General features: G+C 37.8%; 27 protein-coding genes. 21 read left to right on the top strand and 6 right to left on the bottom strand.

The genetic code is table 11. From position 1 onward, the window contains the following. Positions 1-94: 94 nt before the first annotated feature. The 4 genes from IGI52_RS09155 (at position 95) to IGI52_RS09140 (ending at position 4059) form a co-directional block, all read left to right on the top strand. A complete protein-coding gene (locus tag IGI52_RS09155) occupies positions 95-2041 on the top strand; it encodes a BglG family transcription antiterminator (protein ID WP_438781121.1) in 1947 nt (648 codons plus the stop codon). A 4-nt stretch (positions 2042-2045) separates the two neighbouring features. Then, complete coding sequence (locus tag IGI52_RS09150; protein ID WP_127979495.1) at positions 2046-2507, top strand: PTS sugar transporter subunit IIA; 462 nt, start codon at positions 2046-2048, stop codon at positions 2505-2507. A 24-nt stretch (positions 2508-2531) separates the two neighbouring features. Next, positions 2532-2843, top strand: coding sequence for a PTS fructose-like transporter subunit IIB (locus IGI52_RS09145; protein WP_438781120.1), 312 nt, complete (start codon positions 2532-2534; stop codon positions 2841-2843). 124 nt (positions 2844-2967) lie between these two features. Further along, positions 2968-4059 (top strand): PTS fructose transporter subunit EIIC, encoded by a 1092-nt coding sequence (locus tag IGI52_RS09140; RefSeq protein WP_311893727.1) that lies wholly within the window; start codon positions 2968-2970, stop codon positions 4057-4059. Positions 4060-4094: 35 nt separating this feature from the next. Here the strand turns inward: IGI52_RS09140 and IGI52_RS09135 are convergent, their stop codons facing one another. Continuing rightward, complete coding sequence (locus tag IGI52_RS09135) at positions 4095-4853, bottom strand: DeoR/GlpR family DNA-binding transcription regulator (protein WP_438781119.1); 759 nt, start codon at positions 4851-4853, stop codon at positions 4095-4097. Between the two features lie 174 nt (positions 4854-5027). Here IGI52_RS09135 and IGI52_RS09130 point away from each other — a divergent pair, with 174 nt between their 5' ends. From IGI52_RS09130 to IGI52_RS09110, 5 genes are all read left to right on the top strand, one after another. After that, on the top strand, positions 5028-7376 hold the full coding sequence (locus tag IGI52_RS09130; RefSeq protein ID WP_438781118.1) for a formate C-acetyltransferase: 2349 nt from the start codon (positions 5028-5030) through the stop codon (positions 7374-7376). 15 nt (positions 7377-7391) lie between these two features. Further along, positions 7392-8174: a glycyl-radical enzyme activating protein gene (locus IGI52_RS09125; protein WP_438781117.1), complete on the top strand. Its 783-nt coding sequence runs from the start codon at positions 7392-7394 to the stop codon at positions 8172-8174. A 173-nt stretch (positions 8175-8347) separates the two neighbouring features. After that, positions 8348-9415: a 23S rRNA (adenine(2503)-C(2))-methyltransferase RlmN gene (gene rlmN / locus IGI52_RS09120; protein WP_049219802.1), complete on the top strand. Its 1068-nt coding sequence runs from the start codon at positions 8348-8350 to the stop codon at positions 9413-9415. 282 nt (positions 9416-9697) lie between these two features. Further along, positions 9698-10513 (top strand): prenyltransferase, encoded by an 816-nt coding sequence (locus IGI52_RS09115; RefSeq protein ID WP_438781116.1) that lies wholly within the window; start codon positions 9698-9700, stop codon positions 10511-10513. A gap of 54 nt (positions 10514-10567) precedes the next feature. Continuing rightward, positions 10568-10972, top strand: a complete 405-nt coding sequence (locus IGI52_RS09110; protein WP_048720150.1) for a hypothetical protein — start codon at positions 10568-10570, stop codon at positions 10970-10972. A gap of 26 nt (positions 10973-10998) precedes the next feature. Here IGI52_RS09110 and IGI52_RS09105 read toward each other — a convergent pair whose 3' ends face one another. The 5 genes from IGI52_RS09105 to IGI52_RS09085 form a co-directional block, all read right to left on the bottom strand. Further along, on the bottom strand, positions 10999-11478 hold the full coding sequence (locus IGI52_RS09105) for a hypothetical protein (RefSeq protein WP_016181432.1): 480 nt from the start codon (positions 11476-11478) through the stop codon (positions 10999-11001). Between the two features lie 181 nt (positions 11479-11659). Next, positions 11660-12487 (bottom strand): NUDIX hydrolase, encoded by an 828-nt coding sequence (locus tag IGI52_RS09100; RefSeq protein ID WP_048720149.1) that lies wholly within the window; start codon positions 12485-12487, stop codon positions 11660-11662. A gap of 100 nt (positions 12488-12587) precedes the next feature. Continuing rightward, positions 12588-13517 (bottom strand): peptidylprolyl isomerase, encoded by a 930-nt coding sequence (locus IGI52_RS09095; RefSeq protein ID WP_016181434.1) that lies wholly within the window; start codon positions 13515-13517, stop codon positions 12588-12590. Between the two features lie 160 nt (positions 13518-13677). Further along, positions 13678-14058, bottom strand: a complete 381-nt coding sequence (locus IGI52_RS09090; RefSeq protein WP_048720148.1) for a YtxH domain-containing protein — start codon at positions 14056-14058, stop codon at positions 13678-13680. Further along, on the bottom strand, positions 14059-14484 hold the full coding sequence (locus IGI52_RS09085) for an HIT family protein (protein WP_438781115.1): 426 nt from the start codon (positions 14482-14484) through the stop codon (positions 14059-14061). A gap of 277 nt (positions 14485-14761) precedes the next feature. Here IGI52_RS09085 and IGI52_RS09080 point away from each other — a divergent pair, with 277 nt between their 5' ends. The 12 genes from IGI52_RS09080 (at position 14762) to comGG (ending at position 22906) form a co-directional block, all read left to right on the top strand. After that, the gene (locus IGI52_RS09080) at positions 14762-15499 is read left to right on the top strand and encodes an ABC transporter ATP-binding protein (RefSeq protein WP_048720145.1); all 738 of its coding nucleotides are present in this window, start codon (positions 14762-14764) and stop codon (positions 15497-15499) included. Further along, complete coding sequence (locus IGI52_RS09075) at positions 15492-16700, top strand: ABC transporter permease (RefSeq protein WP_311893721.1); 1209 nt, start codon at positions 15492-15494, stop codon at positions 16698-16700. Before IGI52_RS09080 ends, IGI52_RS09075 begins: the two co-directional genes overlap by 8 nt. Positions 16701-16703: 3 nt before the next feature. Further along, positions 16704-17573: a D-amino-acid transaminase gene (dat, locus tag IGI52_RS09070; RefSeq protein ID WP_311893719.1), complete on the top strand. Its 870-nt coding sequence runs from the start codon at positions 16704-16706 to the stop codon at positions 17571-17573. An 89-nt stretch (positions 17574-17662) separates the two neighbouring features. Then, positions 17663-18445 carry a phosphotransferase family protein gene (locus IGI52_RS09065; RefSeq protein ID WP_016181440.1) on the top strand — a complete coding sequence of 261 codons (783 nt, stop codon included), beginning with the start codon at positions 17663-17665 and terminating at the stop codon, positions 18443-18445. 109 nt (positions 18446-18554) lie between these two features. Continuing rightward, positions 18555-19205, top strand: coding sequence for a tRNA (guanosine(46)-N7)-methyltransferase TrmB (trmB, locus tag IGI52_RS09060; protein ID WP_016181441.1), 651 nt, complete (start codon positions 18555-18557; stop codon positions 19203-19205). A 91-nt stretch (positions 19206-19296) separates the two neighbouring features. Continuing rightward, positions 19297-20247 (top strand): competence type IV pilus ATPase ComGA, encoded by a 951-nt coding sequence (gene comGA / locus IGI52_RS09055; RefSeq protein WP_438781114.1) that lies wholly within the window; start codon positions 19297-19299, stop codon positions 20245-20247. Next, positions 20207-21220 (top strand): competence type IV pilus assembly protein ComGB, encoded by a 1014-nt coding sequence (gene comGB, locus IGI52_RS09050; protein WP_049219792.1) that lies wholly within the window; start codon positions 20207-20209, stop codon positions 21218-21220. Before comGA ends, comGB begins: the two co-directional genes overlap by 41 nt. Then, the gene (comGC, locus tag IGI52_RS09045; RefSeq protein WP_438781112.1) at positions 21217-21483 is read left to right on the top strand and encodes a competence type IV pilus major pilin ComGC; all 267 of its coding nucleotides are present in this window, start codon (positions 21217-21219) and stop codon (positions 21481-21483) included. The genes comGB and comGC overlap by 4 nt, the downstream gene beginning before the upstream one ends. Further along, positions 21467-21922 (top strand): competence type IV pilus minor pilin ComGD, encoded by a 456-nt coding sequence (comGD, locus tag IGI52_RS09040; protein ID WP_127979479.1) that lies wholly within the window; start codon positions 21467-21469, stop codon positions 21920-21922. The genes comGC and comGD overlap by 17 nt, the downstream gene beginning before the upstream one ends. Next, positions 21900-22181: a competence type IV pilus minor pilin ComGE gene (gene comGE / locus IGI52_RS09035; RefSeq protein ID WP_225844328.1), complete on the top strand. Its 282-nt coding sequence runs from the start codon at positions 21900-21902 to the stop codon at positions 22179-22181. The genes comGD and comGE overlap by 23 nt, the downstream gene beginning before the upstream one ends. Then, the gene (comGF, locus tag IGI52_RS09030) at positions 22168-22593 is read left to right on the top strand and encodes a competence type IV pilus minor pilin ComGF (RefSeq protein WP_048718834.1); all 426 of its coding nucleotides are present in this window, start codon (positions 22168-22170) and stop codon (positions 22591-22593) included. The genes comGE and comGF overlap by 14 nt, the downstream gene beginning before the upstream one ends. Continuing rightward, on the top strand, positions 22526-22906 hold the full coding sequence (comGG, locus tag IGI52_RS09025; RefSeq protein WP_367604396.1) for a competence type IV pilus minor pilin ComGG: 381 nt from the start codon (positions 22526-22528) through the stop codon (positions 22904-22906). Before comGF ends, comGG begins: the two co-directional genes overlap by 68 nt. Positions 22907-23000 lie beyond the last annotated feature (94 nt).

Genomic DNA, 23000 nt, shown 5'->3' with positions numbered 1-23000 from the left:
ACATTAATGTGTAACGCTTATGTGTTATACAATAGAAAAATCCTGTGCTATCTTTTTGTTAGATTGATAAGCGCTTACAATTGGAGGAATAAAAATGAAAGGATTGAATCTGCGGCAAAAAAAATTAATCCACTTACTTGTTCAGAATGAGAGCTATTTGCCAGTTGCTTTTTATTCGGAAAAGTTAGGAAAATCGAATCGAACAATCTATTCTGATCTGGAAAAAATCCAGACTTTTTTGAAAAATGAATCATTAGTTTTAGAAAAGAAGCCACGAATCGGCATTCAATTACAAGGAACTATTTCGGATAAAATGCAGCTTTTGGAAAAAATCAAGGATACGACAGTAGAAGTAAATAGTGAAACACAGAATCGACAATGTCAGATCGCTAAGCAACTTTTAATAGATGATGAGATTGTGACTCAACAGAAACTCGCACAACAATTTCATGTGAGTCCAAGTTCGATCGTAAGTGATTTGGAGAAAATTGTGGAACGATATCGTGTCACGCTTATCGCGTCAAAGCGTGGAACACATATTATCGGTAGCGAAGAAGAGATCCAAAATAGCATTTTTCGTTTTTGTGAAGATTACTTGGATTTTCATGGAATCACTACTGAAGAGTTATTTCGTGAAACAACACAGGAAATTCTTTTTCGAATATTTCCGAAAAAGCTAGTTAATGCAGTTTTCATTCAATTGGAACATGTGAAAAACCAAACAGAATTCCATTTTTCCGTCCAATATCTAAAATCGCTGCTCATTCGTTTACTAGTATTTTGCTTTCGTTTAAGCAAGCAAAAGCATATCGAAGAAAAGAAGTTTTTATTTGATCAAATTAAAATGATTGATACGTATTTAATTGCGAATGAGTTAGTAGCTAACATTGCGGAAAAAGCGGAGTTTGATTACTACGAAGAAGATGTGTCCTATATAAATCGTCAATTAGTTGGTTATGGGGTGAAGTTAACAGCGAAAGAACCAGAGAGTTATGAAAAATATGCAGTGACGATTCATAAAATACTGAAAAGCATGAGTGAAATCATGCAGGTTGATTTTCTGGAGGATCATCAATTAGCTGAACGATTTACGAGTCATTTTATTCCCATGATTTATCGTTTAAAAATGGGTATCGTGATTACAAATCCCTTAGTAGAGGAAATTAGAAATCAATATGCTATCACATTCAGTGCTACTTGGTACGCGTTAGCAAACGTAGAAGAAAAATTAGGTGTCCATTTTAATGATGAAGAAGTGGCCTTGGTGGCGATGTATTTTCAGGTTTCTTTAGAGAAAAGTCAAAATGGAAAAAAAATTTTGATTGTTTGTCCAAACGGTATGGGAACGTCAGAGTTGATTTTCAATAAGATCAAACGTATTTTACCAGCACAGGATATTGCAGAAATTACGACAGTGGATAAGCTCTACAAGAAAGTTTTAGATAATGTGGACTTGATCATTACTTCAATCAAACTGAAGGAACTGAAGAAACCAGTCATACAAGTTTCACCATTAGTGACGCAAGAGGATATCGTAAACATTACTTCACTTTACTCAACTTTATTTTATTCAGGCGAACCAGAAGAAAGTGAGGTTCTGGAGTTCCCATTTTTGAAAAAGATAATTGATCGAACATTTATTCATACCCACAAGTGCTTTTCTGATAAACAGACCTGTTTAAATTGGATGATTGATCATTTGGAGAAAAAGAAAATCGTCACGGCGGAGTTTCGTAAGGAAGTTTTTGATCGTGAGGCGATTGGCGAGACGGCACTAGCCACAGGAGTAGCGATTCCTCATGCTGCGCCACGAAATGTTTTGCAGTCAAAAATTGCCATCGTCACATTAAAGCAGCCGATTATTTGGGATCAACGGAAAGTCCAATACGTTTTATTGATGTGTATTGCCAAAAGTGATCGGAAACTTGTTCGCGGTGTCATCACGGATATTCATAAAATTGTGCAATCGGAGAAACAGCTCAATCGATTTTTTTCTGAAAAAGAAGCAATAGAAATTTATCACGATATTGTCAGGAGGTAGAAACATGCAAGTTATCAATGAAAAATTAATCGATTTAGCGATTGAGGCAGATTCAAAAATGACAGCCATCAATATTTTAGCAGAACGAATCAATCAGGAAGGACGGTTATACGACCATGCGGGTTATGTTGAAAGTGTAATAGAACGTGAGAATTTGACAACTACTGGCATCGGATTTGGTATCGCCATTCCTCACGGAAAAAGTCCGCATGTCAAAGAAACAACAGTAGCCTTTGGCCGATTAACAAAACAAGTTGATTGGCAGAGTCTGGATGGAGAAAACGTTGGTTTAGTTTTTTTACTGGCCGTACCAGAGGATTGTCAAGGAGATCAGCATTTAAAGATCATCGCAGGATTATCTAGAAAGTTAGTTCATCAGGAGTTTCGGAATACCTTGCAACAGGCTACAAGTGATCAAGAAATTGTCAATTTATTAACCGATAGCTTAGCTGGCGTTGTCATCTAAATATTACAAAAGGAGAGAGAATATATGAAATTAGTCGCCGTAACAGCTTGTCCATCAGGAGTTGCTCATACGTATTTAGCCGCAGAAAGTTTGGAAATCGCAGCCAAGAAGAATAATGTAGAAATCAATGTGGAAACACAAGGTTCAATTGGAATAGAAAATGAATTGACACCAGAACAAATCAAAGAAGCTGAAGCTGTTATCTTAACCAATAACATCGGCATCAAAAACGAAGAACGTTTCAAAGGAAAACCTGTTGTTCGTGTGAGTGCGGGAGACTGCATCAATAAGGGGGAAGCGATCGTCAAAAAAATACAACAAAAATTATCAAAGTAGAGATCAATTCCGTTTTAAAGTAACAGAAAAAAGGGCGATACTTTAGCGGAAGGATAGACAATGTTGAAACAGGCCATTTTTCTTTAAAGAATTGAATGTTTTAAGAGAACTAGGAGGAATCGGAATGATTGAACTATTAAAAAATACCAGAAAAAATTTGATGACGGGTGTTTCGTATATGATTCCATTTGTTGTCGCGGGTGGTATTTTATTAGCGTTGAGTGTCTTGCTTTCAGGAAATGCTTCCGTACCGGATAAAGGTTGGCTAGCAGATATTGCAAATATTGGAATCACTGGTCTAGGAATGATGGTTCCGATTTTATCTGGGTATATTGCCTTTTCAATGGTGGATCGACCAGGACTTGCACCAGGAATTATTGGCGGATTGATTGCAAGTAATATTGGTGCTGGATTTTTAGGTGGAATTTTATCTGGGATTGTTGCTGGAGTCGTAGTCTTTTATTTGAAAAAAATCAAATTGCCATCAAGCCTCCGCTCACTTGGACCAATTTTTATTATCCCATTATTTGGGACATTGATTGTTGGCGTATTGATGTATTGGGTGATTGGTCAACCTATTGCTTCACTAATGACCGCTTTAACCAAATGGCTGGAGTCGATGGGAACCGGAAACCTCGTTGTATTAGGTCTTATTTTAGGAGCGATGATCGCTTCTGATATGGGAGGTCCGATCAATAAGGTGGCATTTAGTTTTGGTTCGGCAATGGTGGGAACAATTAATCCAGCGACGGGCTTACCAAGTGACACTGCCTTGACGATCATGGCAGGAATTGGTGCGGCAATCTGCATCCCTCCGCTTGCGATGGGCTTAGCGACGATTGTTGCTCCAAAAAAATTCTCGGTGGAGGAAAGAAATTCTGGTAAGGCCGCGATTGTTATGGGACTGGTAGGAATATCAGAAGGGGCGATTCCATTTGCAGCGGCTGATCCACTTCGGTGCATCCCTGCAAATATGATCGGCAGTGCTATCGGTGCCGCTATTGCGATGGTTTTAGGTGCAGGAAATCCAGCACCCTGGGGTGGCTGGATCGTTGCGCCAGTCGCACAGAATCCATTGGTTTATATTCTTGGTACACTGATTGGCTCAGTTATCACAGCAGGAATCGTGATTGTTTTGAAGAAACCAGTTATTGAGGAAAATTTGCAAAGTGTTGGTCAGGGTGACGATTTTGACTTAGATATTGAGATTATGTAAAAAAAGATGTGTCGAATTTTTTTCGGCACATCTTTTTAAACCAATAATAATTTTGCGTAAGCGCTGATCATGCGTTCATAATCTAAAGAAAGTCCTTTGCTAGTAATGACGACATCGATCTCGGACCATGGAGCCACTTGTACCAGAGAGGTTTTCTCAAATTTTGTATGATCCAGCAAAACGATTTTTTTAGTGGATTTTTTTAGCATTCGTCGTTTGGTTTCAGCATCAATCAAAGAAGATGTACAAAAGCCTTTGCGATTTTTCACACCACTGGAACCAAAAAAACAAAGATCGAATTGAATATCAGGGTAGATTTCGTTACCACTGTTGCGAAAGGCCATATCTGCAGTCGAATATTCACCGCCAAAACAAAAAAGCTTATGAGTCCCATTCACTAATTGGAGGATCGCCGCTAATGAACTGGTAAAAATCTGTCTCTTTTTTAACGGCATTATTTTTTTTGCTAAAAGTGCAATAGTGCTGCCTTGATCTAAACCAATTGTAAAATCTTCCTCAGAAATAAAAGCTAAAGCGGCTTGTGTAATACGCTCCTTTTCTGAAAGTTGAGTGGTTCGTTGAAAAACTGGAGCTAATTCTTTTTCTTTAATCAGAATAGCTTTGCCATGTTGTTTTTCTAAAACACCTTCTTGGGCAAGGTATGCTAAATCTTTACGAATTGTTTCATCAGAGACATGAAATTTTTTTACTAATTCACGGACCTTAAGTTCATTTTTCTGATACAAAAGGTCAGTAATTTCTTTGCGTCGCTGAGCAATTTCATCGGCCTTCATAGAGGCACCTCCTTTTTTCCTAACGTAGCACGAGAATCCAATAAAAACAATAAAAAACTTGGGAAAAATTGAATAATTCCAATTTTTTATTAGGATTTCAAAGAATCTTGTAGTTTCAAACGAAAAATATTTCTATACTAAAAACGAATAGAAGAGAGCAAGGAGGAGTTAGAAATGGAATCAGAAGTCATTGATCATGAAAAAGATAGTGCAAATATTATGGCAAAGGGAAATTCGCGAATTCAAAGGATGAAGGAACATTTATTTAAAGAAAAACGGCAGATTTCATTGGAGCGTGCGTTGCTTTATACAGAAAGCTATCGTCAGACAGAAGGTGAAGAAACAATTATTCGGCGTGCAAAAGCAGTCGCGCATATTTTAGCAAACGTAAAAATCAGTATTCGAGCAGGAGAATTATTGGTAGGGAATCGAACCGTTCGACCACGTTCAGGAATCCTTTCACCAGAAATGGATCCGTATTGGATTATGCAGGAAATTGATACCATCGCAACAAGACCACAGGATCAATTTGAATTTACTGAAGCGGATAAAAAGATTTATCGTGAAGAATTGTATCCATATTGGGAAAATCGCTCTATGAAGGATTTTATTAATGGGGAGTTAACTGAAGAAGTTACGAATGCTTTAAAAGATGATGTGTTTAAATTGAACCAAACGGATAAGGGCCAGGGGCATATTATCATGGATTTTCCAGGTATTTTATCAAGAGGAATAGGAGGCTACCTTAACATATTAGATAGTAAAATCCACGAAGAACCTGAAAATCATTTTTATCAAGCAGGTAAAATTATTTTTTGCGCCATGCAGGACCATTTTTTAAGATATGCAGATTTAGCAGAAGTGATGAGCAGTCACGAAAAAAATGCACAACGAAAAGAAGAATTATTAACGATTTCGATAATGTGCCGCAAATTGAGCATCGAGAAGCCAACTTCTTTTTATGAAGCATTGCAATTGTTATGGATGACTAGCATTGTTGGACAATATGAATCAAATGCATCATCACTTTCGTTAGGACGAATGGATCAGTATTTGTATCAATTTTACGAAACATCGCTGCATTCTGGTGTCGCTAAAGAATTCTTGTATGAAGTATTGGGTGATTTTTATATCAAGACAAACGATGTTGTGCTTTTGCGTTCCCAAAGCAGCGCAAAATGTTTTGCTGGGTTTCCCACTGGGTACACAGTTGTTCTAGGTGGACTAGATGAGTTGGGACATACGGCAGTCAATCCATTGTCATTCGTTATGCTAGAGCTTTACCATGAGATTCTACTTCCTCAGCCAAATTTATCAGTTCGTATGAATGAATTGATTCCGCGGAGATTTTTGTTGAAGACGGTCGAGACCATTCGTTTGGGGACGGGAATTCCACAGCTATTCAATGATGAAGTTTGTGTTCCGGCATTTTTGAGTAAGGGAGTGTCCCTCGATGATGCGCGTGATTATGCGACAGTCGGTTGTGTAGAAACATCTATTCCTGGTAAAACATATGGATTGCATGATATCGCTCTCTTCAATTTATTGCGAATCATGGAATTAAGCATGTACGAGTTAAGAAATGATCCGTCACTGACCTATGAGCGATTAGTTGAAACGATTGAGGAAAAGATTGATTATTATGTGTCATTAGTAGTCAAAGGCTCAAATATTGTGGATCTGGGACATCGTCACTATGCGCCAACGCCTTTCTTATCAATTTTAATCGATGATTGTTTAGAAAAAGGGAAGGATGTTACAGAAGGTGGAGCTCGCTATAACTTTTCTGGCGTACAAGGGATTGGGGAAGCGAACCTGAGCGACTCTCTTTATGTTGTGAAAAAAATGGTTTTTGAGAACAAGGAAATGACTTTTAGTGAGTTGGTTGATGCGTTGGAGAAAAACTATTCTGGAAAATATGTACAGCTACAAAAACATGTGATTCAAGATTTTGAGAAATTTGGTAATGATGATGAAGAATTAGACAACATTGCGGCAGAATTATTTCGGCATTACGCAAAGGAACTAGAGAAATATGAAAATGTTCGAGGGGGGCAGTTCATCCCAGGTGCTTACACAGTCTCAGCACACATTCCATTGGGTGAAGCAGTCGGTGCAACACCAGATGGTCGCAAAGCTCAAGAACAGTTAGCGGACGGAGGTTTATCTCCGATGGTTGGTCGTGATCATTTAGGACCGACTGCTGTATTGAAGTCTGTCAGTAAATTAGATAACTACTTAACTGTAAATGGCAGTCTCTTGAATCTGAAATTTCAACCGAATACATTGAAGGGCCACCAAGGATTAAATAAATTTGCTGACTTCTTAATGGCCTTTACAAAATTGAAGATTCAACATGTCCAATTCAATGTTCAATCAAAGGAAACATTGTTAGCAGCTCAAAAGCATCCAGAAAAATACTCCGGCTTATTGGTTCGAGTTGCTGGATATAGCGCCTTCTTTGTTGATTTAAATAAGCAAATTCAAGACGATATTATTGCGCGTGTGGAGCATCAATTGTAGAACGAGGGGATAAGAATGAAGCAAGGACTGATTTTTAACATTCAACGCTATTCTGTTCATGATGGTGGCGGAATTCGTACATTGGTTTTCTTGAAAGGCTGTCCGTTACGCTGTCCTTGGTGTTCTAATCCTGAATCACGAAAAAAGGTTGAACCAACGACTTGGATAAAAAATGGAAGAGCTGAAATAATCGGAGATTGGCGATCAGTAGATGAAATACTGACGGAAGTGCTAAAAGATGAAATTTTTTATCGTACATCTGGTGGTGGTGTAACATTGTCAGGCGGAGAAGTTTTGCTCCAGTCAGAGTTCGCAGGAGAGTGTTTAAAAGAATTGAAAAAGCTCGGAATTCATACAGCAATCGAAACAACTGGCTGTTTTCCAGTTGAGCGATTAAAAAAAATTTCACCTTATATTGATCAAGTACTGTTCGATTTGAAAATAATGGATCAATCTGAGGCACGAAAAGTAATCGGAGTTAATTCTGAACAGGTTCAAGAAAATTTTGATTATCTTTTAACTCAGGAGCAGCTCCAAGTTACTCCTCGTGTGCCACTAATTCCCGACTATACAACTAATGAAAAAAATATTCAGCAGATTATTGAGTTTTTAAGTGCACGTCAAATAAAGGAGGTTCATTTATTGCCTTTCCATCAATATGGTAGCAGCAAATATGATTATTTGGGCTGGGAATACAAGATGCGGGATGTGGTAACCTTAAGTCAAAAGGAATTATCTGAAATTCAAGAAAAATTTGAAGCAGCAAAAATTGTTGCGAACATTGACGGATTAGAATGAGTGGTTATAGCTGCTCATTTTTTTCTTTTTTCCAAAGTTGATTGTTTTCTCTTTGTGAATCGGTTATAGTATGTAGCGAATGTCTGCTGACTTTTCATCTATTACAGAGCAAACGTAGTTATAAATTAATCATTGAAAAATGATTTCGTTTAAATGAATTAGGAGGAAACACCTTGGAAAAACCCTCAATTTATGGTTTAAGAAGAGAAGAATTAGTTGAATGGTTTCTAGAGCATGGCGAGAAGAAATTTCGCGCTACTCAAGTTTGGGAGTGGCTTTACCGAAGTCGTGTGAGCGAGTTTTCGGAAATGAGCAATCTGTCTAAACAAACCATCGCACTACTAGAAGAGAACTTTATCATCAATCCTTTAAAACAATTAGTTGTACAAGAAGCTAGTGATGGCACAGTCAAATATTTATTTGAATTGCCGGATCATTTAATGATTGAAACAGTCTTGATGCGTCAGGAATATGGCTTGTCTGTTTGTGTAACGACTCAAGTTGGGTGCAATATCGGTTGTACGTTTTGTGCGTCTGGTTTGTTGAAAAAGCAGCGGGATTTGACTGCTGGTGAAATTGTGGCTCAAATCATGTTGGTCCAACACTATTTTGACGAACGCGGCGAAGATGAACGTGTCTCTCACGTTGTTGTGATGGGAATTGGCGAGCCGTTTGATAATTACAATAATGTTATGAATTTCCTTCATGTCATTAATGACGATAAAGGGATGGCGATTGGCGCTCGACACATCACCGTTTCAACTAGCGGATTAGTACCGAAGATCAAGAAGTTTGCGGAAAATGGTTTACAAGTAAACCTGGCGATTTCGTTGCACGCGCCGAACAATGAAGTTCGTTCGTCGATTATGCGAATTAACCGCAGCTTTCCAATCGAAAAATTAATGGAAGCAGTGGATTATTATATAGAAGAAACAAATCGTCGAGTTACTTTCGAATACATTATGCTTTCAGGAGTGAATGATCGTCCAGATCACGCGCAACAATTGGCAGACTTAATGAAGAATAAGAAAAAATTAGTTTATGTGAATTTAATTCCTTATAATCCTGTCAGTGAGCACGATCAATATTCTCGCAGTAGTAAAGCAGATGTTCTGCGCTTTTACGATGTATTGAAAAAGAATGGGATCAATTGTGTAATCCGTAAAGAACATGGTACAGACATTGATGCTGCGTGTGGACAATTACGTAGTAAACAAATGAAAAAAGCTACAGTCAAATAAGCATCCAGACTCTCTCAATATCGGGAGAGTTTTTTTCTGTGTTTATAAAATTCATTAATAATATAAGTTTAACTATGAGATGGTCCACATGATGCCTTTAGGAGATCGTGGAAAGGAAAAATAGGCCCTTCAGTCTTAATTAGTTGTGATACACTTAAAAGAAAAGGTCTTCAAGAATGCCGGTTCTGTTTTTTTCAGGCAGCAAAGTATTAAGATAAATCTCATATTTAGAAACAATCTGAAAAGAGACTGGCAAAAAAAATACATTCATGGGAGAAAAAAATGAACGAGACAGACATCCAAACGATTTTAGAGCATCGGTATGATCAAGGCTGGGATTATTGGACGACAGAGGATAGACGCTTGGGAAAAGGAGCGCCCTTTTCGTGTTTAGAATCAGCGGAGTATTTATTAGAGTTGGGAATGAATCCGCAAGAAGAAATTCTGCAAAAAGTAGCAGAGCTTCTATGGGAGAGCTGGCGTGAACCAGGAGAATTTCGGCTTTATCCTAAAGGAGCAGTCTTCCCATGTCAAACAATTCCAGCGGCTACACTGTTGGTACGCTTAGGTCATGAAGATGATCCACGAATGAAGCAAACGCTGAAACATTTATTGACTATACGCTACGAAGATGGAGGGTGGTGGTGCAAGAAATTCTATTTTGGCAAAGGTCCAGAAACGGAATTTTCTAATCCTTTGCCTACTCTGAACGCGTTAGAATTATTCCGACGGATAAATTTTGTTGAGGAAACTGAATTAGATGATGCGGTGGATTTTTTATTAAGCCATTGGGAAACGAAACTTCCACTTGGTCCATGCCATTATGGAATTGGGACGCTGTTCATGCAAGTAGAATACCCATTTCGCGGGTACAATTTATTTTATTACCTTTATGTTTTGTCCTTTTATAAAAAAGCACGAAATGACCAACGGTTCAAAGAAGCCTTTAAAGTATTGCAGGAAAAAACGGTGGCCGATCAAATCGTAGTAGAACGGGTAGTTCCTAAATTACGTAAATTAAACTTCTGCAAAAAAGATCAGGTTAGCCTGTTAGCAACTGAACGGTATCAAGAAATTTTGACGAATATAGCGGAATAAAAGCTCATGATATTTTTATGCGTATCTTTTTAACAAAAGAAGAGGAGGTACGTCATGAAATTAATTGAAGTAAAGAGAGAATACGGGCTTAATCAAAATACATTTTACGGCTGGTTAAGAGAAAATCAAATGATCATCAAAGAGATGACAGGATATGTTATTGGTCCTAAAGCTTTTGAGGGTATGGAGACAAGGACAAATCGGAGGGTGAATGATGACGGTGAAATTTTGATCACGACTCAAGTTATAATTGATAATCAAAAAATCCCTCAATTGTTGGAACAGTATGAATCCTCCGGTTTACCAAAACTTTACTCGAACCGAAGAGTGGAGAGTGAGCGACAGCGAGCTTCTAATGGTGAATTAGAAAAACGTGTGGAAATTCTAGAAAATCAGCTAGCTATCTTAACGGAACAATTAGCTATCTATGTAAATCAAAATAACCGAAAGCACACGTGAAGGTGCTTTCGGTTATTTTTTTCATATTACGCTAAAATCGTGCCGACAGGGAAAAGTCTTCTGAAAACTTTTCGAACGAGTGGTCCAGCGATAATTATTTGAAATGGCAGTGCCATCACAAGATTTTTCAAAATGTTCGTTCCCCACATAATGAACAATTTGTTCCATTCATGTGTATGGCTTAAAACTTCAATAGAGCCATAAAGCGACATGAAAAAGACCATGGGTAAAACCATGCAGCTAGAAATGGTTAAGACTTTGCGTAAAGGACTAGCAAATGTAGGCATGATTTTGAATGCGATTTTTTTCGCTGTAGTCGAAACGACAAACCAGTCCAGAATTAAAGCGCAGCAATAGCCCAAAGGTAAACCGAGCCAGGCTGTTTTAAGTACCTCTAAAGTGATTGTACCGGATTGTAAAGCGATATTATATAAGCTCATCCAGAACACCATCACAAAACACATCATTATCGTATAAACAAAACTTTCTCTTTTATTACTTGGCATTAAAATCCTCCTAAATTTAAATATGGTGAATTCATAAACAGGTCATGAATTTCAAGACGCAAAAAAAGGCAATCATATAACTCGCTACGATTGCCACTTGGGATCTTCACTGCGTTATGGAAAGTCATTTTTTGCTTTTTCCATTATATACAGATTTTTATGATTCATGTAAGTAAAATTTTTATTTTTTTTCACCAATTTCATCTTTTAAACGATAAATCTTAGAAGGACGACCGATTCCGACTGGTCGTTCGCCAATTTCATCAAAATATTGCAGCATTGCTTTTTTGAAATTTGAGTGATCGACGGTTTTATAATCAACGCCTAAAAATTTCGCAAAAACTTTACGTGCTTCAGTAATCGTAAATTCTTCACCTAAAACCTGTAAAATTAATGGTTCGTGATCCATTTTGTTTAAAACACGATTGAAGGCTTTGCGGATAATCTCATTATGGTCAAAGGCTAAAGTATCTTTACCGATTGATTTTCCAGCCTCAAGCTCAATTTCAATTGAAATATCATCACTTGTTAAGCAAATCGTATCGCCGTGCCGTTCCAGATTAAACCAGCGGGCATCTTGGGTATCGTCACCAGCAGTGGGAGGTACTTGTCCAATAAATGCAAGATAGCTGACAGTAATCACCCAACCACGAGGATCACGGTTCGGTGTACTAAAGGTATGGAGCTGCTCGACACTTTTTCGGCCGATAGTTAAACCGGTTTCTTCAGCGGTTTCGCGACGTACACTGTCGTTAGTGGATTCATTGCGCTCAACGAATCCGCCAGGGAGTGCCCAAGAATTACGATAAGGATTGCCGCGTCGCTGAATTAGTAAAATTTTTAATTGATCCTCTTCTTTGTTATAGCCCATAATGACGATATCGACAGTGACTGAGGGCTTGTCATACTCGGGGTGGTCTTGTTCTTTATACCAAGCAATGAATTCCGCTTCATCTGCTTCGTGCTCATAGTAATCTTTTTCTGCTTCTTTAGAGGCAAATTTTTTCATCTACAGTTCACCTATTTCTTATAAGTATTCGCTACCTTATTGTAGCATGAATAATAAAAAAAGGGGAACTCCGCTTGGAATTCCCCTTTACTACTCATAATTATTTTGATGAGTCAGTTGCTTTCTTATTTGAACTATTTGTTGTTAAGAAGTCAGATAAGATATTTTCAAATGAATCATCTTTGATCTTCACGTTGGCTTTCTTCAATTCTTTTGAAATTACTTCAGAAGAGAAGGTTTGATCAGCCATTTTAGTGTCTTCAGCGATTTGTTTTAATTCCTTTTTGTATTTATCCATGTCATTGCCTTTAGATGAATTTTTTTCCATCTTAACAATGTAGTAGCTTGATTGGTAAGTAGATGAATCCATTGCCGTAATCACATCAGAAACTTCGCCATCCTTCAACTTAAAGGCCGCTTCTTTAACTTCAGAAGGAACAGTTGTTGATTGTGAGTCAAATTTGATTTCGCCGCCATCTTTTTTCGTTGTTGAATCTTGTGATTTTTCTTTAGCGATCTTTGCAAAATCACCTTTGTCATCTAATTGTTTTTTGATTTCTTTTGCTTCATCTTCGCTGCTAGCTAAAATAATGCGAGCAGTTACTTCTGGATGGAATGAATCCCAAGCAGCTTTTATGTCTTTATCAGTAATTTTTACATGAGCTTTTAATCCTTCTTGGAAAGCTAAAGACTGTTTCAAGTATTCTTTATACGATTTTTTTGTATAGCCAGCTGATTGTAGTTGACTTTCAAAGCTATCGCCTAATTGCTTCTCTTGTTTCTTATATTCTTTGTCAATTTGCTTGTCTGTGACTTTATCACCATAGGCATTTTCAAAAACCTTATAGATGATCATGTTACGTACTAAACTTTGGTTCGATTGTTCTTTTTTCGCTTCATTATAAAAATCTTCGACGGTAATTTTACCGCCTTTCATTGTTGCGATGTCTTGATTAGAACTTCCTGAACAAGCCCCTAAAACAATTACACTAAGTAAGCCAGTAGTGGCTAAAAGAATCTTTTTCTTCATTTCTATGCTACAACTCCTAAAAATTAAAATTTACATCTGTTTGTTATTCCTGTTCAACTATAACACACCTAAAAATGTAAAGGAAAGGGGATTAAAAATAGTTTCCGAGAAAATTCACAATAAAGGCATAATTATTTTTAATGAAATAAATTGGTTACTGCTATCCAGCCGGACGCTCTAAAGAATAGCGGCCCTTCTTGATTACTTTTTTTTCATCGACTTCAGGCAAGGCCTGATTGATTTTGTCAATTTGTTCTTGGATCTGTTGAATGCGCGGCTCCGCTTGGAAGCGAAATTCCTCGATATCCTTTTCCACGCCAGATTTAAAGGCGGGAACTAATGTATCAAAGGTTTCCTTTAGGTTCGTTACAGATTCACGAAAATCAGCCAGATTATCATTTAATTCATCCGTTAATACTACGAGTTCACGCGTATTAGTGATCAGTTTTTCCCGGGTTTCTTCTCCTTTACGTGGCGCTAATAGAAGTCCGCCGAGTGTTCCAAGACCGGCACCAAATAAAATTCCTTTAAAAAAACTCATTTATTTCACCTGCTCCTTGATCTTATCCGCGATCACTTGTAATTCTTCTGCTGACTGTTCCTCCGCATGATTACCAAAGTGAATCGAAAAATCATCCTTTTTACTGTAGCGAGGGATCAGATGAACATGTGAGTGGAAAACAGATTGATACGCCAACTCTTTATTATTATTTATGATATTTAAGCCTTCCATTTCAGGAAATGCTTTTTCTAGTGCACGGGCAATTTTAGGAATACGTGTAAAGAGATCAGCGGCTAAATTTTCATCATATTCAAAAATATCAGTTACATGTTTTTTTGGCACAACTAATGTGTGGCCTTTCGTTGCTTGTGAGATGTCTAGAAATGCATAGACTTTTTCGTCCTCATAAATTTTGTAGCTAGGGATTTCTTGATCAATAATTTTACAAAAAATACAATTTTCCATTGCAAACATCCTTTCTCATTCACTCATATTGTTTTATATTGTGCCGCTGCTGCAAAAAGCAGGTAAGCGATCGTAAATACTTCTTTTACTTTACCATAACTTGTAATACTTGTGCTGGAAAAGGTTGGGAGAAGATTAATTATTTATAGGATTCTGCTATAATGTAAACTATGAAATTGAGTGCCGCTTCAGCGAGGCTATTTCTGCCTTAAATTTAGAAAATGAGAAGCCATTAGTTTTTCGTATAAATAGAGTGAAACGAACTAGGAGGATAAGTATGAGCTTAACGATTCAGCATGTTACAGGCGGCTACGGTCACTTGCCTGTTTTAAAGGATATTAATTTTGAAGTCCATAATGGAGAAATGATCGGTTTGATCGGCTTGAATGGAGCAGGGAAATCTACAACAATCAAAAATATCATTGGATTATTGACGCCGCAGAAGGGAACTATTACAGTTGATGACTTGACTTTACAGCAAGATCCAGAGAACTATCGAAAAAAGATCGGTTATATTCCTGAAACACCTTCATTATATGAAGAATTAACGTTGCGAGAACATATCGAAGTTACCGCAATGGCATATGGGATTCCTAAGGATGAGGCGATGAAACGGGCTGAATCATTATTGAAGACCTTTCGTTTGGAAAATCGTCTAGACTGGTTCCCTGTGAATTTTTCTAAGGGAATGAAGCAGAAAGTGATGGTTCTATGCGCCTTTTTAATCCAACCCAGTTTGTATATCATCGATGAACCCTTTTTAGGATTAGACCCATTGGCAATCAATGCGCTATTAGAGCTGATGGTAACGATGAAGGAGCAAGGGGCCGCAATCTTGATGTCTACTCACATTTTAGCAACGGCAGAGAAGTATTGTGATCGTTTTATCGTATTGCATGAGGGTGAAGTACGAGCACAAGGGACTTTGCAGGAATTGCAGGCGGAGTTTAATTTGCCAGGTTCCTCTTTGGATGAAATCTATATTGCGTTGACAAAGGAGAAAGAACATGCATGATTTTTTTCTATTAAGGCGGCAACGCCATCAGAAAAAAATGATGAAATATATGCGCTACGTATTGAATGATCATTTTGTTTTGGTGTGCTTGTTTTTAGTCGGAGGACTAGCCTTTTATTATTCAAATCTTTTAAAACAATTACCGACAGATTTTCCTTGGAGCTTGCCAATCGTAGGAATTATTTGGTGGTTTATCTTACCATTTGGTAAATTAGCGACCTTAGTTGAACCAGCGGATATGACCTTTTTATTACCCAAAGAAAAGGAAATGGGGAACTATCTATCACGCGGTTTACGTCATTCAATCGCTTTTCCATTCGTAATTGAACTGCTTATTTGCGGAGTGTTATTGCCATTAGTGGTTTTAGCCAAACAAGTAAGTTTTGTAAGCTTTTTCTTTTACTTACTAATGCTTTGGGGCCTAAAATTAGGAAATCTAAGAATACAACGCTTAGCATGCTACCAAGAAACACGGGAGCAAACGCAACGTTTGACTGTATTATGGTTCTGTGTGAGTGGTGTGATTATTTTTGCTAGTTTATATGGATCAGCGTGGCTCGGCACGATTTTGGCTTTCTCAGCAGTATTTGGGTTCATTTCGATCACGCAGGAAAAGGATCGACTGTTGGATTGGAGTAAGATGATTGATCAGGAAAATGCTCGCTTGCATCGGATTTATCAATTTATTAATTTGTTTACTGATGTTCCAGAAGTTGAAGCAAAAGTACGACGCAGAAAGTATTTAGACGGTTTATTAGCAAGAATTCGCTTCAAGCAAGAAAACACGTATCTTTATTTATTTGCCCGCAGAGCTCTGCGGGGAGCAGAATTTGGCGGACTGTTCTTTCGTTTATTGATTGTAGGCGGTGTATTGCTATTTTCGTTGAATGACTTTCGCTTTATTGCGGGTGTCAGTATGCTGTTTATTTACTTAATAGGTTTTCAAATGATTCCTTTGTATAATCAGTTTGATTACATTAGTGCGACTCAGCTTTATCCAGTTTCGCACAAGTATAAAAAGACTGCTTTGCGTCAGTTAATGGTCATTTTGTTATCTGCCGCGGCAATTATTTTCACCATTTGCAGTATGATACATTTGTCTATTGTCGGAAGTTTCGCTTTACTTGTATTACTTTTAGGTGAAATTGGCTTGTTTGCTTGGTTCTATCTCCCGACCAGAATAAAGAAAATGGAGGATTAGTGAATGAAAGTATTATGGAATGAAGAAATTGTCGATGAATCAGAAGTAAAGATTGATATAGAAGATCGCGGTTATCAATTTGGTGACGGTATTTACGAAGTGATTCGGATTTATGATGGGTATATGTATATGGAAAAGGAGCATTTGGACCGTCTTTGGGTCAGTGCTGAAAAAATTCGCATGACACTTCCATTTACAAGAGAAGAATTAAGTCAGCGTCTGCATCGCCTAGCACAAGAAGTTGGACTTGAAAATGCTCGAGTTTATTTTCAAGTAACACGTGGTACAGCAAAACCGCGACTACATGATTTTCCCGATCCGAAAGAAGTTCAACCGGTTTTGATGGCTGATATTCAACCTGCGTCTCGCCCAAGTGCGAAACAGAATATCGGTATTCGCGCTGGTTTTGTAGAAGATAAACGCTGGCTGCATTGCGACATCAAATCCATCAGCTTATTAGGCAATATCATGGCCTTAGATGAAGCACAGCAAAAAGGCTATGACGAAGCAGTTTTAGTACGCGATGGCATTGTAACGGAAGCATCAGCATCAAATTTGTGGATGGTGAAAGACGAAGTGCTTTATACCCATCCAGACGGGAATCTTGTTTTACCAGGAATCGCAAAAATTAAAATTCGGGAATTGGTAAAAGCTTTAGGTATCGAATTGAAAGAAGAAGCATTCACTGAAAAAGAGCTACTTGCGGCAGACGAATGTTTTAAAACGAGTTCAGTAGCCGAAATCATGCCAATCATTGAAATCGATAATCAAACAATTGGTGATGGGACGCCAGGGAAAGTGACGAAAAAGCTTCTTAACGCGTATATCGAGTCAGTGAATTTAGCGGTTCAGGCGCATCGTGATGAAAAATAATCAAAGAAGAACATACATGCCCTTGACGAAGCGACTTTCCCCGACTAAAATAGGAAATACGTTTAAAATGCTAGGGGAGGGCCTTGGGAATGGAGTTTCAGTTGGATAGTGACTGGCGTGTGCAGCCGATCAAAGGTGATACGGGAAAAACGTATATCGGCTATCGTGACGAAGATCGCGTCTTCATTAAACGAAATACCACCCCAATGTTGGCGGCTTTATCTCGTGAAGGAATCGCACCAAAACTTGTTTGGATCAAACGAACAGGTAATGGTGATACACTGACTGCTCAAGAATGGTTGGATGGTCGAATTCTTGAGCCAGAAGAAATTCCGCGTCGAAATGACGTGGTTGATGTATTATATCATCTACATCACTCGCCATCATTGAAAGTGATGTTAAAAAAAATGGGTGGACGTCAAGTGTCACCACAACAACTATTAGCTGATTATGAGGCGAATTTGCCGACAATGATCGAGCAAAATGGTTTTATTGAATTAGTGTATGATTATTTGAAAAAAAACATCCCAACCTACGCTAAAAAGAATTACACCGTTGTTCATGGGGATGTAAATCATCGGAACTGGTTGGTTTGTTCTAACTATTTATATCTAGTTGACTGGGATTCAGTGATGTTCGCTGATCCAGCATTAGATATTGGTACGATTTTAGGAAACTATGTACCATTATCCAGCTGGAGTAAATGGCTCGTCCGCTATGGGATTCGCCCGACGGATGAAAATATGGAACGAGTATACTGGTATGGCTTAATGAGCTTGCTGCTAGAGATCGCTCGTCAGTATAAGCGAGAAGAATATCATCATATGAATCAATCAATCTTACAATTAAAACGAATTTTTGCTGGAAGCTGAACGTCTTGTTCAGCTTTTTGTAAGTTCAATTAACGGATGAATAAAATAGGTTTGTTCGTGGAAATACTGTTATTGATTTTATTTTAAAAGAACTTTTTGGAGGAAAACAATGCGCGTTAGAAACCGTCCGGGGGCTGCAGAAATGCTGGCTGCCCGTCCTGAATATGTTGTACAAGAACCAGAAGCGTGGAAAGGCCGCTGGTCTGAACGTTTCGGTAATGATCATCCGATCCATATTGAAATCGGTATGGGGAAAGGTCAATTCATCACTGGAATGGCTGCTGCACATCCTGAAATCAATTATATTGGAATTGAGATGCAAGTGAGTGTGATTTCTATCGCACTAGATAAATTAGTTGAAGCAGAATTGCCAAATTTACAATTATTGCATGTTGATGGGTCGGAGCTGACAAATTATTTTGCTGATAGTGAAGTTGATCAAATATATTTGAACTTCTCTGATCCATGGCCAAAGAAAAAACATGAGAAGCGACGTTTAACTTCACCAAGCTTCTTAGCAGTAGATGAGGAAATTTTACGACCTGCTGGTGAGATTCATTTTAAAACTGACAATCAAGGATTGTTCGAATACTCACTGAGTAGTTTTTCAAAATACGGTATGACATTGGAACAAGTTTGGTTAGACTTGCATGAAAGTAATTATGAAGGAAATATTATGACCGAATATGAAGAAAAATTTTCAAGCAAAGGACAGCGAATTTACCGAGTGGAAGCCCGTTTTAAAGACAAAACAAAATAATTGCTACAAGAAGATGAACTTTTTTTGGTTTATCTTCTTTTTTTTGAAGAATTGAAAATGTTCTGCGTATATTATTTTCGAGGTGAAAGGAATGGAGATTGAACAGTTTTCAGACGAATTGATCCAATATGGTTTCGATCATCAAATGCAGGATTTATATTTATTACCTCAAGGTGAAAAGTACCGCTACTTTTTTCGGAGAGGTCCCTTCTATGAACATAAAAACTCGACTCTATCCTATGTTAATAATGAAATGTGTGTGGTTTCTGCCCTGCAGTTGATCAATCGTTTCAAATATTTGGGTCAAATGGATGTCAGTGAAAAACGAAAAGCTCAGCTTGGTGCGATCTCCTACCTCTTGCCTCATGGTGAACAACGGTTACGTCTTTCGACTGTTGGAAATTATTTACAACAAGAAAGTTTAGTTATTCGTTTTCTGCATCAATTTGGTCGCAGTCCCGAAGTATATCATTTACCAGAGCAAATTGAAATTCTCCAGCAACACACAAAAAAACGTGGTTTATACCTATTTTGTGGTCCCGTAGGTTCAGGGAAAACAACCTTAATGTATAAATTGGCACGAGAGATGGATGGTCAAGTGATCACGATTGAAGATCCTGTAGAGATTGAAGAAGCAGATTTTTTGCAGTTACAAGTAAACGAAAAAATTTATCAGAGTTACGATGAACTGATTAAGTTGTCTTTACGACATCATCCCGATGTTTTAATAATCGGGGAGATTCGTGATACGAAAACGATTCAAGGAGCGATCAGAGCTGCTCTGACTGGTCATTGTGTGTATGCAACAATCCATGCGGCCAGCCTAGAGTCTGCCCATGCGAGGATTTTTGAACTGGGTGGGGAAGCCACACTGCTCAAAGAATGTTTACAGGGAATTGTTTATCAGGAACTGTTGTCAGTAAATGAAACGGTAGGGTTATTGACTAGTTATCGATTTTATAAAGAGGAAGTACATTTTACTTGGAAAGAAGGGTTAAATCGTGTGGCGCAAAAAGCAAATGACGAGAAAACAACGAGTTGACTTTGTTCATCTATTAGGAGATCTCTTGCAAAATGGTTTTAGTTTGCAGCAGGCGTTTGCTTTTTTTATCAATGCCAATCTTTTTGCACCGTCTATTTTGGAAGCCGTTCAACAAGATTTACATCAGGGAAAAAGTTTGGCACTAAGCTTTACCCAACTGCGGTATTCGAATGACCAGCTCTTACAAATCGAATTAGCGGAGACTCATGGGGATTTGGCCCAAACGCTATTAGGAATCGCTGAACAAATGCGCTTAGTTCAACGTCAGCGAGAAAATTTTCTAAAAGCTGTATCCTATCCGCTGCTTTTACTCGTTTTCTTAATCGTAATTCTTTTAGGTATGCGTTTTTTCTTACTTCCCCAGCTATTGACCAGCGGAATGATCCGTGCAGAAGACTTTTCTGTACAGTTAATAAAAGCAGTTCCTATGATTGGATTAGGAATAATTCTTTTTTTGGTCTTACTGATGCTCAGCTGGAGGAATTGGGGAAAGCGGCATAATTATATAGTTCGCTTTCGTTTCTTGGCGAAAATTCCACTTGTAGGAACATTGTTCAGCAATTACTATTCAGCTTATTTCGCATTGGAATGGGGCAAGCTTTTTCAACAAGGTTTAGAACTGAATCAGATTATTGAATGTTTGTTGGTAATTGATGGAAAATCATTGATGCAAGAGCTTGCTGCTGATTTAAAAATCCGTTTAGCACAAGGCAATACTTTAGCAGCAGAATTAGGACGTTATCCTTTTTTGACTAAAGAATTCAGTCGAATTGTGTTTCAGGGAGAGGCTCGCGGAAATTTAGCAAAGGAGCTATTAACTTATAGTCAATTAGTTTGGCGTCGTTTTTTTAATCAATTAGAATTTTTGGTTTCATGGTTGCAGCCGCTTGTCTTTCTAATTGTTGCACTTTTGATTGTCAGCTTGTATTTAACAATGCTGCTGCCTTTAACAAATTTGGAGGGGATATTGTGAAGAAGAAGCTTTCAGGTTTTACTTTGTTGGAAATGTTAGTTGTTTTATTTATTATTAGTCTGCTGTTGCTGTTATTTGTACCCAAACTAATGAATCAAAAAGAAAGCGCGATCAACAAGAGCGATGCTGCTATTGTCAAAGTTGTTGAGACACAAATTGAAGTCTTTGAACTGGATTATGGACGTAAGCCAGAGGAAGGTGAATTAGTCAGTAAAGGTTATGTTAGTGAAGACCAGTATAATAAATATGTACAAAAGAAATAAATTTAGCGGCTTCACCTTAATCGAGACGTTGATTGTTTTAGCTTTGGTTTGTGCTTTTGTATTGTTGCCGACGATTGCTATCAAAAGCTGGCAGCATCAATTGGAAAAAACCTTTTTCTATTATCAATTTGAAAAATCTACTTTGCACTTGCAGCAAGTGGCTATTGCAGATCATCAAAGAACTCGAATTAGTCTTAATAGCAGTTCCCAATTAATTGATTTCTATACCAATCATACCGAATTATCATGGAGAATATTGCCCGTTCCAAAATCAATTAAATTAGGTAGCAGATATTCGATCTATTTTAAAGCTGGCAGTGGTAATGTTTCTACTGATCAGCCTGGAAATGGAAATATTCCAAAGGTTGTTTTTACCGATGAAGGAAAAGTTATCACCTATCAGTTTCAGATGGGAAGTGGTCGTTTTGAAAGGAAATAAAGGATATATTCTATTAGAGAGCTTGGTCAGTTTAACAATTTTATTGATTATTGTAGCTAGTTATGTCGGCGTTACCGTACAAATGCAAAAAGAAAGTCGCCAACGGTTAGCTACTCTTGAAAATTATCGTGATTTATACACTGAGACAAGACGATGCCGTTTACATTCTCTGGAATTGCACAGTTCACAAATGGAGATTTCCATGGGAAAGGGGATAGCTATACACCAGCAAGGAGGAATCGTGATTGTCAAAAAGTAGCGGCTTCACCTTGTTAGAAAGTTTAGTGGCACTTTTGATGCTTAGTGGTATTTTATTGTTGTTGTCTGGTTTGATTAAACATGCGAATAAAATGGAACAAGCCATCAGCGGTTACCATCAATTAGAATGGGAAGTGTTTTTGCTTCAATTAGACAATGAGTTGGAGGAAGTTAACTATTTGTCTAGTACAACACATGAAATTAATGGAGAAGTGGAAAACGCGGAAGGGGAAATAGTTGCTGTAACAATTAAGAAAAATAAGCAGCGGATTGTAAAAAGCCAATCCAATGGTTTTCAACCATTATTGACAGGAGTGAATCAATTTGTGTGCAAAGAAAATAATCATGGTGTGGATTTCATCGTTACCTTCGTTGATGGAAAGAAGAAAGAAGGAACATGGATCTTTAAATAGCCAAGGCGGAGTGCTGTTGTCCGTCTTATTGGCTATTTTTTTATTCAGTTTTTTGCTGCTAAATTTAACAACAAGTTATCATCAAACAGCTGATCTGGTGGAGCGTACTGAACACTTATATCAGGCTAAAATTGCAAAAGAACTATTTTTAGCCGACTATCCGAAATTAAAAGAAAAAGAGGGTGTGTGGGAGTTCAATAAGGGGGAGCTGTCATACGAAACTGAGGAAGATTATGTGAGAATTGATGTGAAAATTAAAAAGAAAACATATCAATTTTGTGAAAAAATTAGCACATCTAATTCATCTGACTGATATAGTTCGTGGTATCCCGTTGATGAGGGGGAATATCTTGTAAAAGATACATTAGGTTGAATTAGAAAATCAATAATAAAAGAAAGAAAGCGAT

Source organism: Enterococcus sp. DIV0187, assembly GCF_051713785.1.
GTDB lineage: Bacteria > Bacillota > Bacilli > Lactobacillales > Enterococcaceae > Enterococcus_A > Enterococcus_A avium.
The sequence above is the reverse complement of the archived record's forward strand: the minus strand, read 5'-3'. Positions and strand labels throughout refer to the sequence as shown.

What these genes read in the sequence shown, in the direction of transcription:
- IGI52_RS09155 (WP_438781121.1), top strand. Translation starts at nt 95, where the DNA reads ATGAAAGGATTGAATCTGCGGCAAAAAAAATTAATCCACTTACTTGTT.
- IGI52_RS09150 (WP_127979495.1), top strand. Translation starts at nt 2,046, where the DNA reads ATGCAAGTTATCAATGAAAAATTAATCGATTTAGCGATTGAGGCAGAT.
- IGI52_RS09145 (WP_438781120.1), top strand. Translation starts at nt 2,532, where the DNA reads ATGAAATTAGTCGCCGTAACAGCTTGTCCATCAGGAGTTGCTCATACG.
- IGI52_RS09140 (WP_311893727.1), top strand. Translation starts at nt 2,968, where the DNA reads ATGATTGAACTATTAAAAAATACCAGAAAAAATTTGATGACGGGTGTT.
- IGI52_RS09135 (WP_438781119.1), bottom strand. Translation starts at nt 4,853, where the DNA reads ATGAAGGCCGATGAAATTGCTCAGCGACGCAAAGAAATTACTGACCTT.
- IGI52_RS09130 (WP_438781118.1), top strand. Translation starts at nt 5,028, where the DNA reads ATGGAATCAGAAGTCATTGATCATGAAAAAGATAGTGCAAATATTATG.
- IGI52_RS09125 (WP_438781117.1), top strand. Translation starts at nt 7,392, where the DNA reads ATGAAGCAAGGACTGATTTTTAACATTCAACGCTATTCTGTTCATGAT.
- IGI52_RS09115 (WP_438781116.1), top strand. Translation starts at nt 9,698, where the DNA reads ATGAACGAGACAGACATCCAAACGATTTTAGAGCATCGGTATGATCAA.
- IGI52_RS09110 (WP_048720150.1), top strand. Translation starts at nt 10,568, where the DNA reads ATGAAATTAATTGAAGTAAAGAGAGAATACGGGCTTAATCAAAATACA.
- IGI52_RS09105 (WP_016181432.1), bottom strand. Translation starts at nt 11,478, where the DNA reads ATGCCAAGTAATAAAAGAGAAAGTTTTGTTTATACGATAATGATGTGT.
- IGI52_RS09100 (WP_048720149.1), bottom strand. Translation starts at nt 12,487, where the DNA reads ATGAAAAAATTTGCCTCTAAAGAAGCAGAAAAAGATTACTATGAGCAC.
- IGI52_RS09095 (WP_016181434.1), bottom strand. Translation starts at nt 13,517, where the DNA reads ATGAAGAAAAAGATTCTTTTAGCCACTACTGGCTTACTTAGTGTAATT.
- IGI52_RS09090 (WP_048720148.1), bottom strand. Translation starts at nt 14,058, where the DNA reads ATGAGTTTTTTTAAAGGAATTTTATTTGGTGCCGGTCTTGGAACACTC.
- IGI52_RS09085 (WP_438781115.1), bottom strand. Translation starts at nt 14,484, where the DNA reads ATGGAAAATTGTATTTTTTGTAAAATTATTGATCAAGAAATCCCTAGC.
- IGI52_RS09080 (WP_048720145.1), top strand. Translation starts at nt 14,762, where the DNA reads ATGAGCTTAACGATTCAGCATGTTACAGGCGGCTACGGTCACTTGCCT.
- IGI52_RS09075 (WP_311893721.1), top strand. Translation starts at nt 15,492, where the DNA reads ATGCATGATTTTTTTCTATTAAGGCGGCAACGCCATCAGAAAAAAATG.
- dat (WP_311893719.1), top strand. Translation starts at nt 16,704, where the DNA reads ATGAAAGTATTATGGAATGAAGAAATTGTCGATGAATCAGAAGTAAAG.
- IGI52_RS09065 (WP_016181440.1), top strand. Translation starts at nt 17,663, where the DNA reads ATGGAGTTTCAGTTGGATAGTGACTGGCGTGTGCAGCCGATCAAAGGT.
- trmB (WP_016181441.1), top strand. Translation starts at nt 18,555, where the DNA reads ATGCGCGTTAGAAACCGTCCGGGGGCTGCAGAAATGCTGGCTGCCCGT.
- comGA (WP_438781114.1), top strand. Translation starts at nt 19,297, where the DNA reads ATGGAGATTGAACAGTTTTCAGACGAATTGATCCAATATGGTTTCGAT.
- comGD (WP_127979479.1), top strand. Translation starts at nt 21,467, where the DNA reads ATGTACAAAAGAAATAAATTTAGCGGCTTCACCTTAATCGAGACGTTG.
- comGG (WP_367604396.1), top strand. Translation starts at nt 22,526, where the DNA reads ATGGTGTGGATTTCATCGTTACCTTCGTTGATGGAAAGAAGAAAGAAG.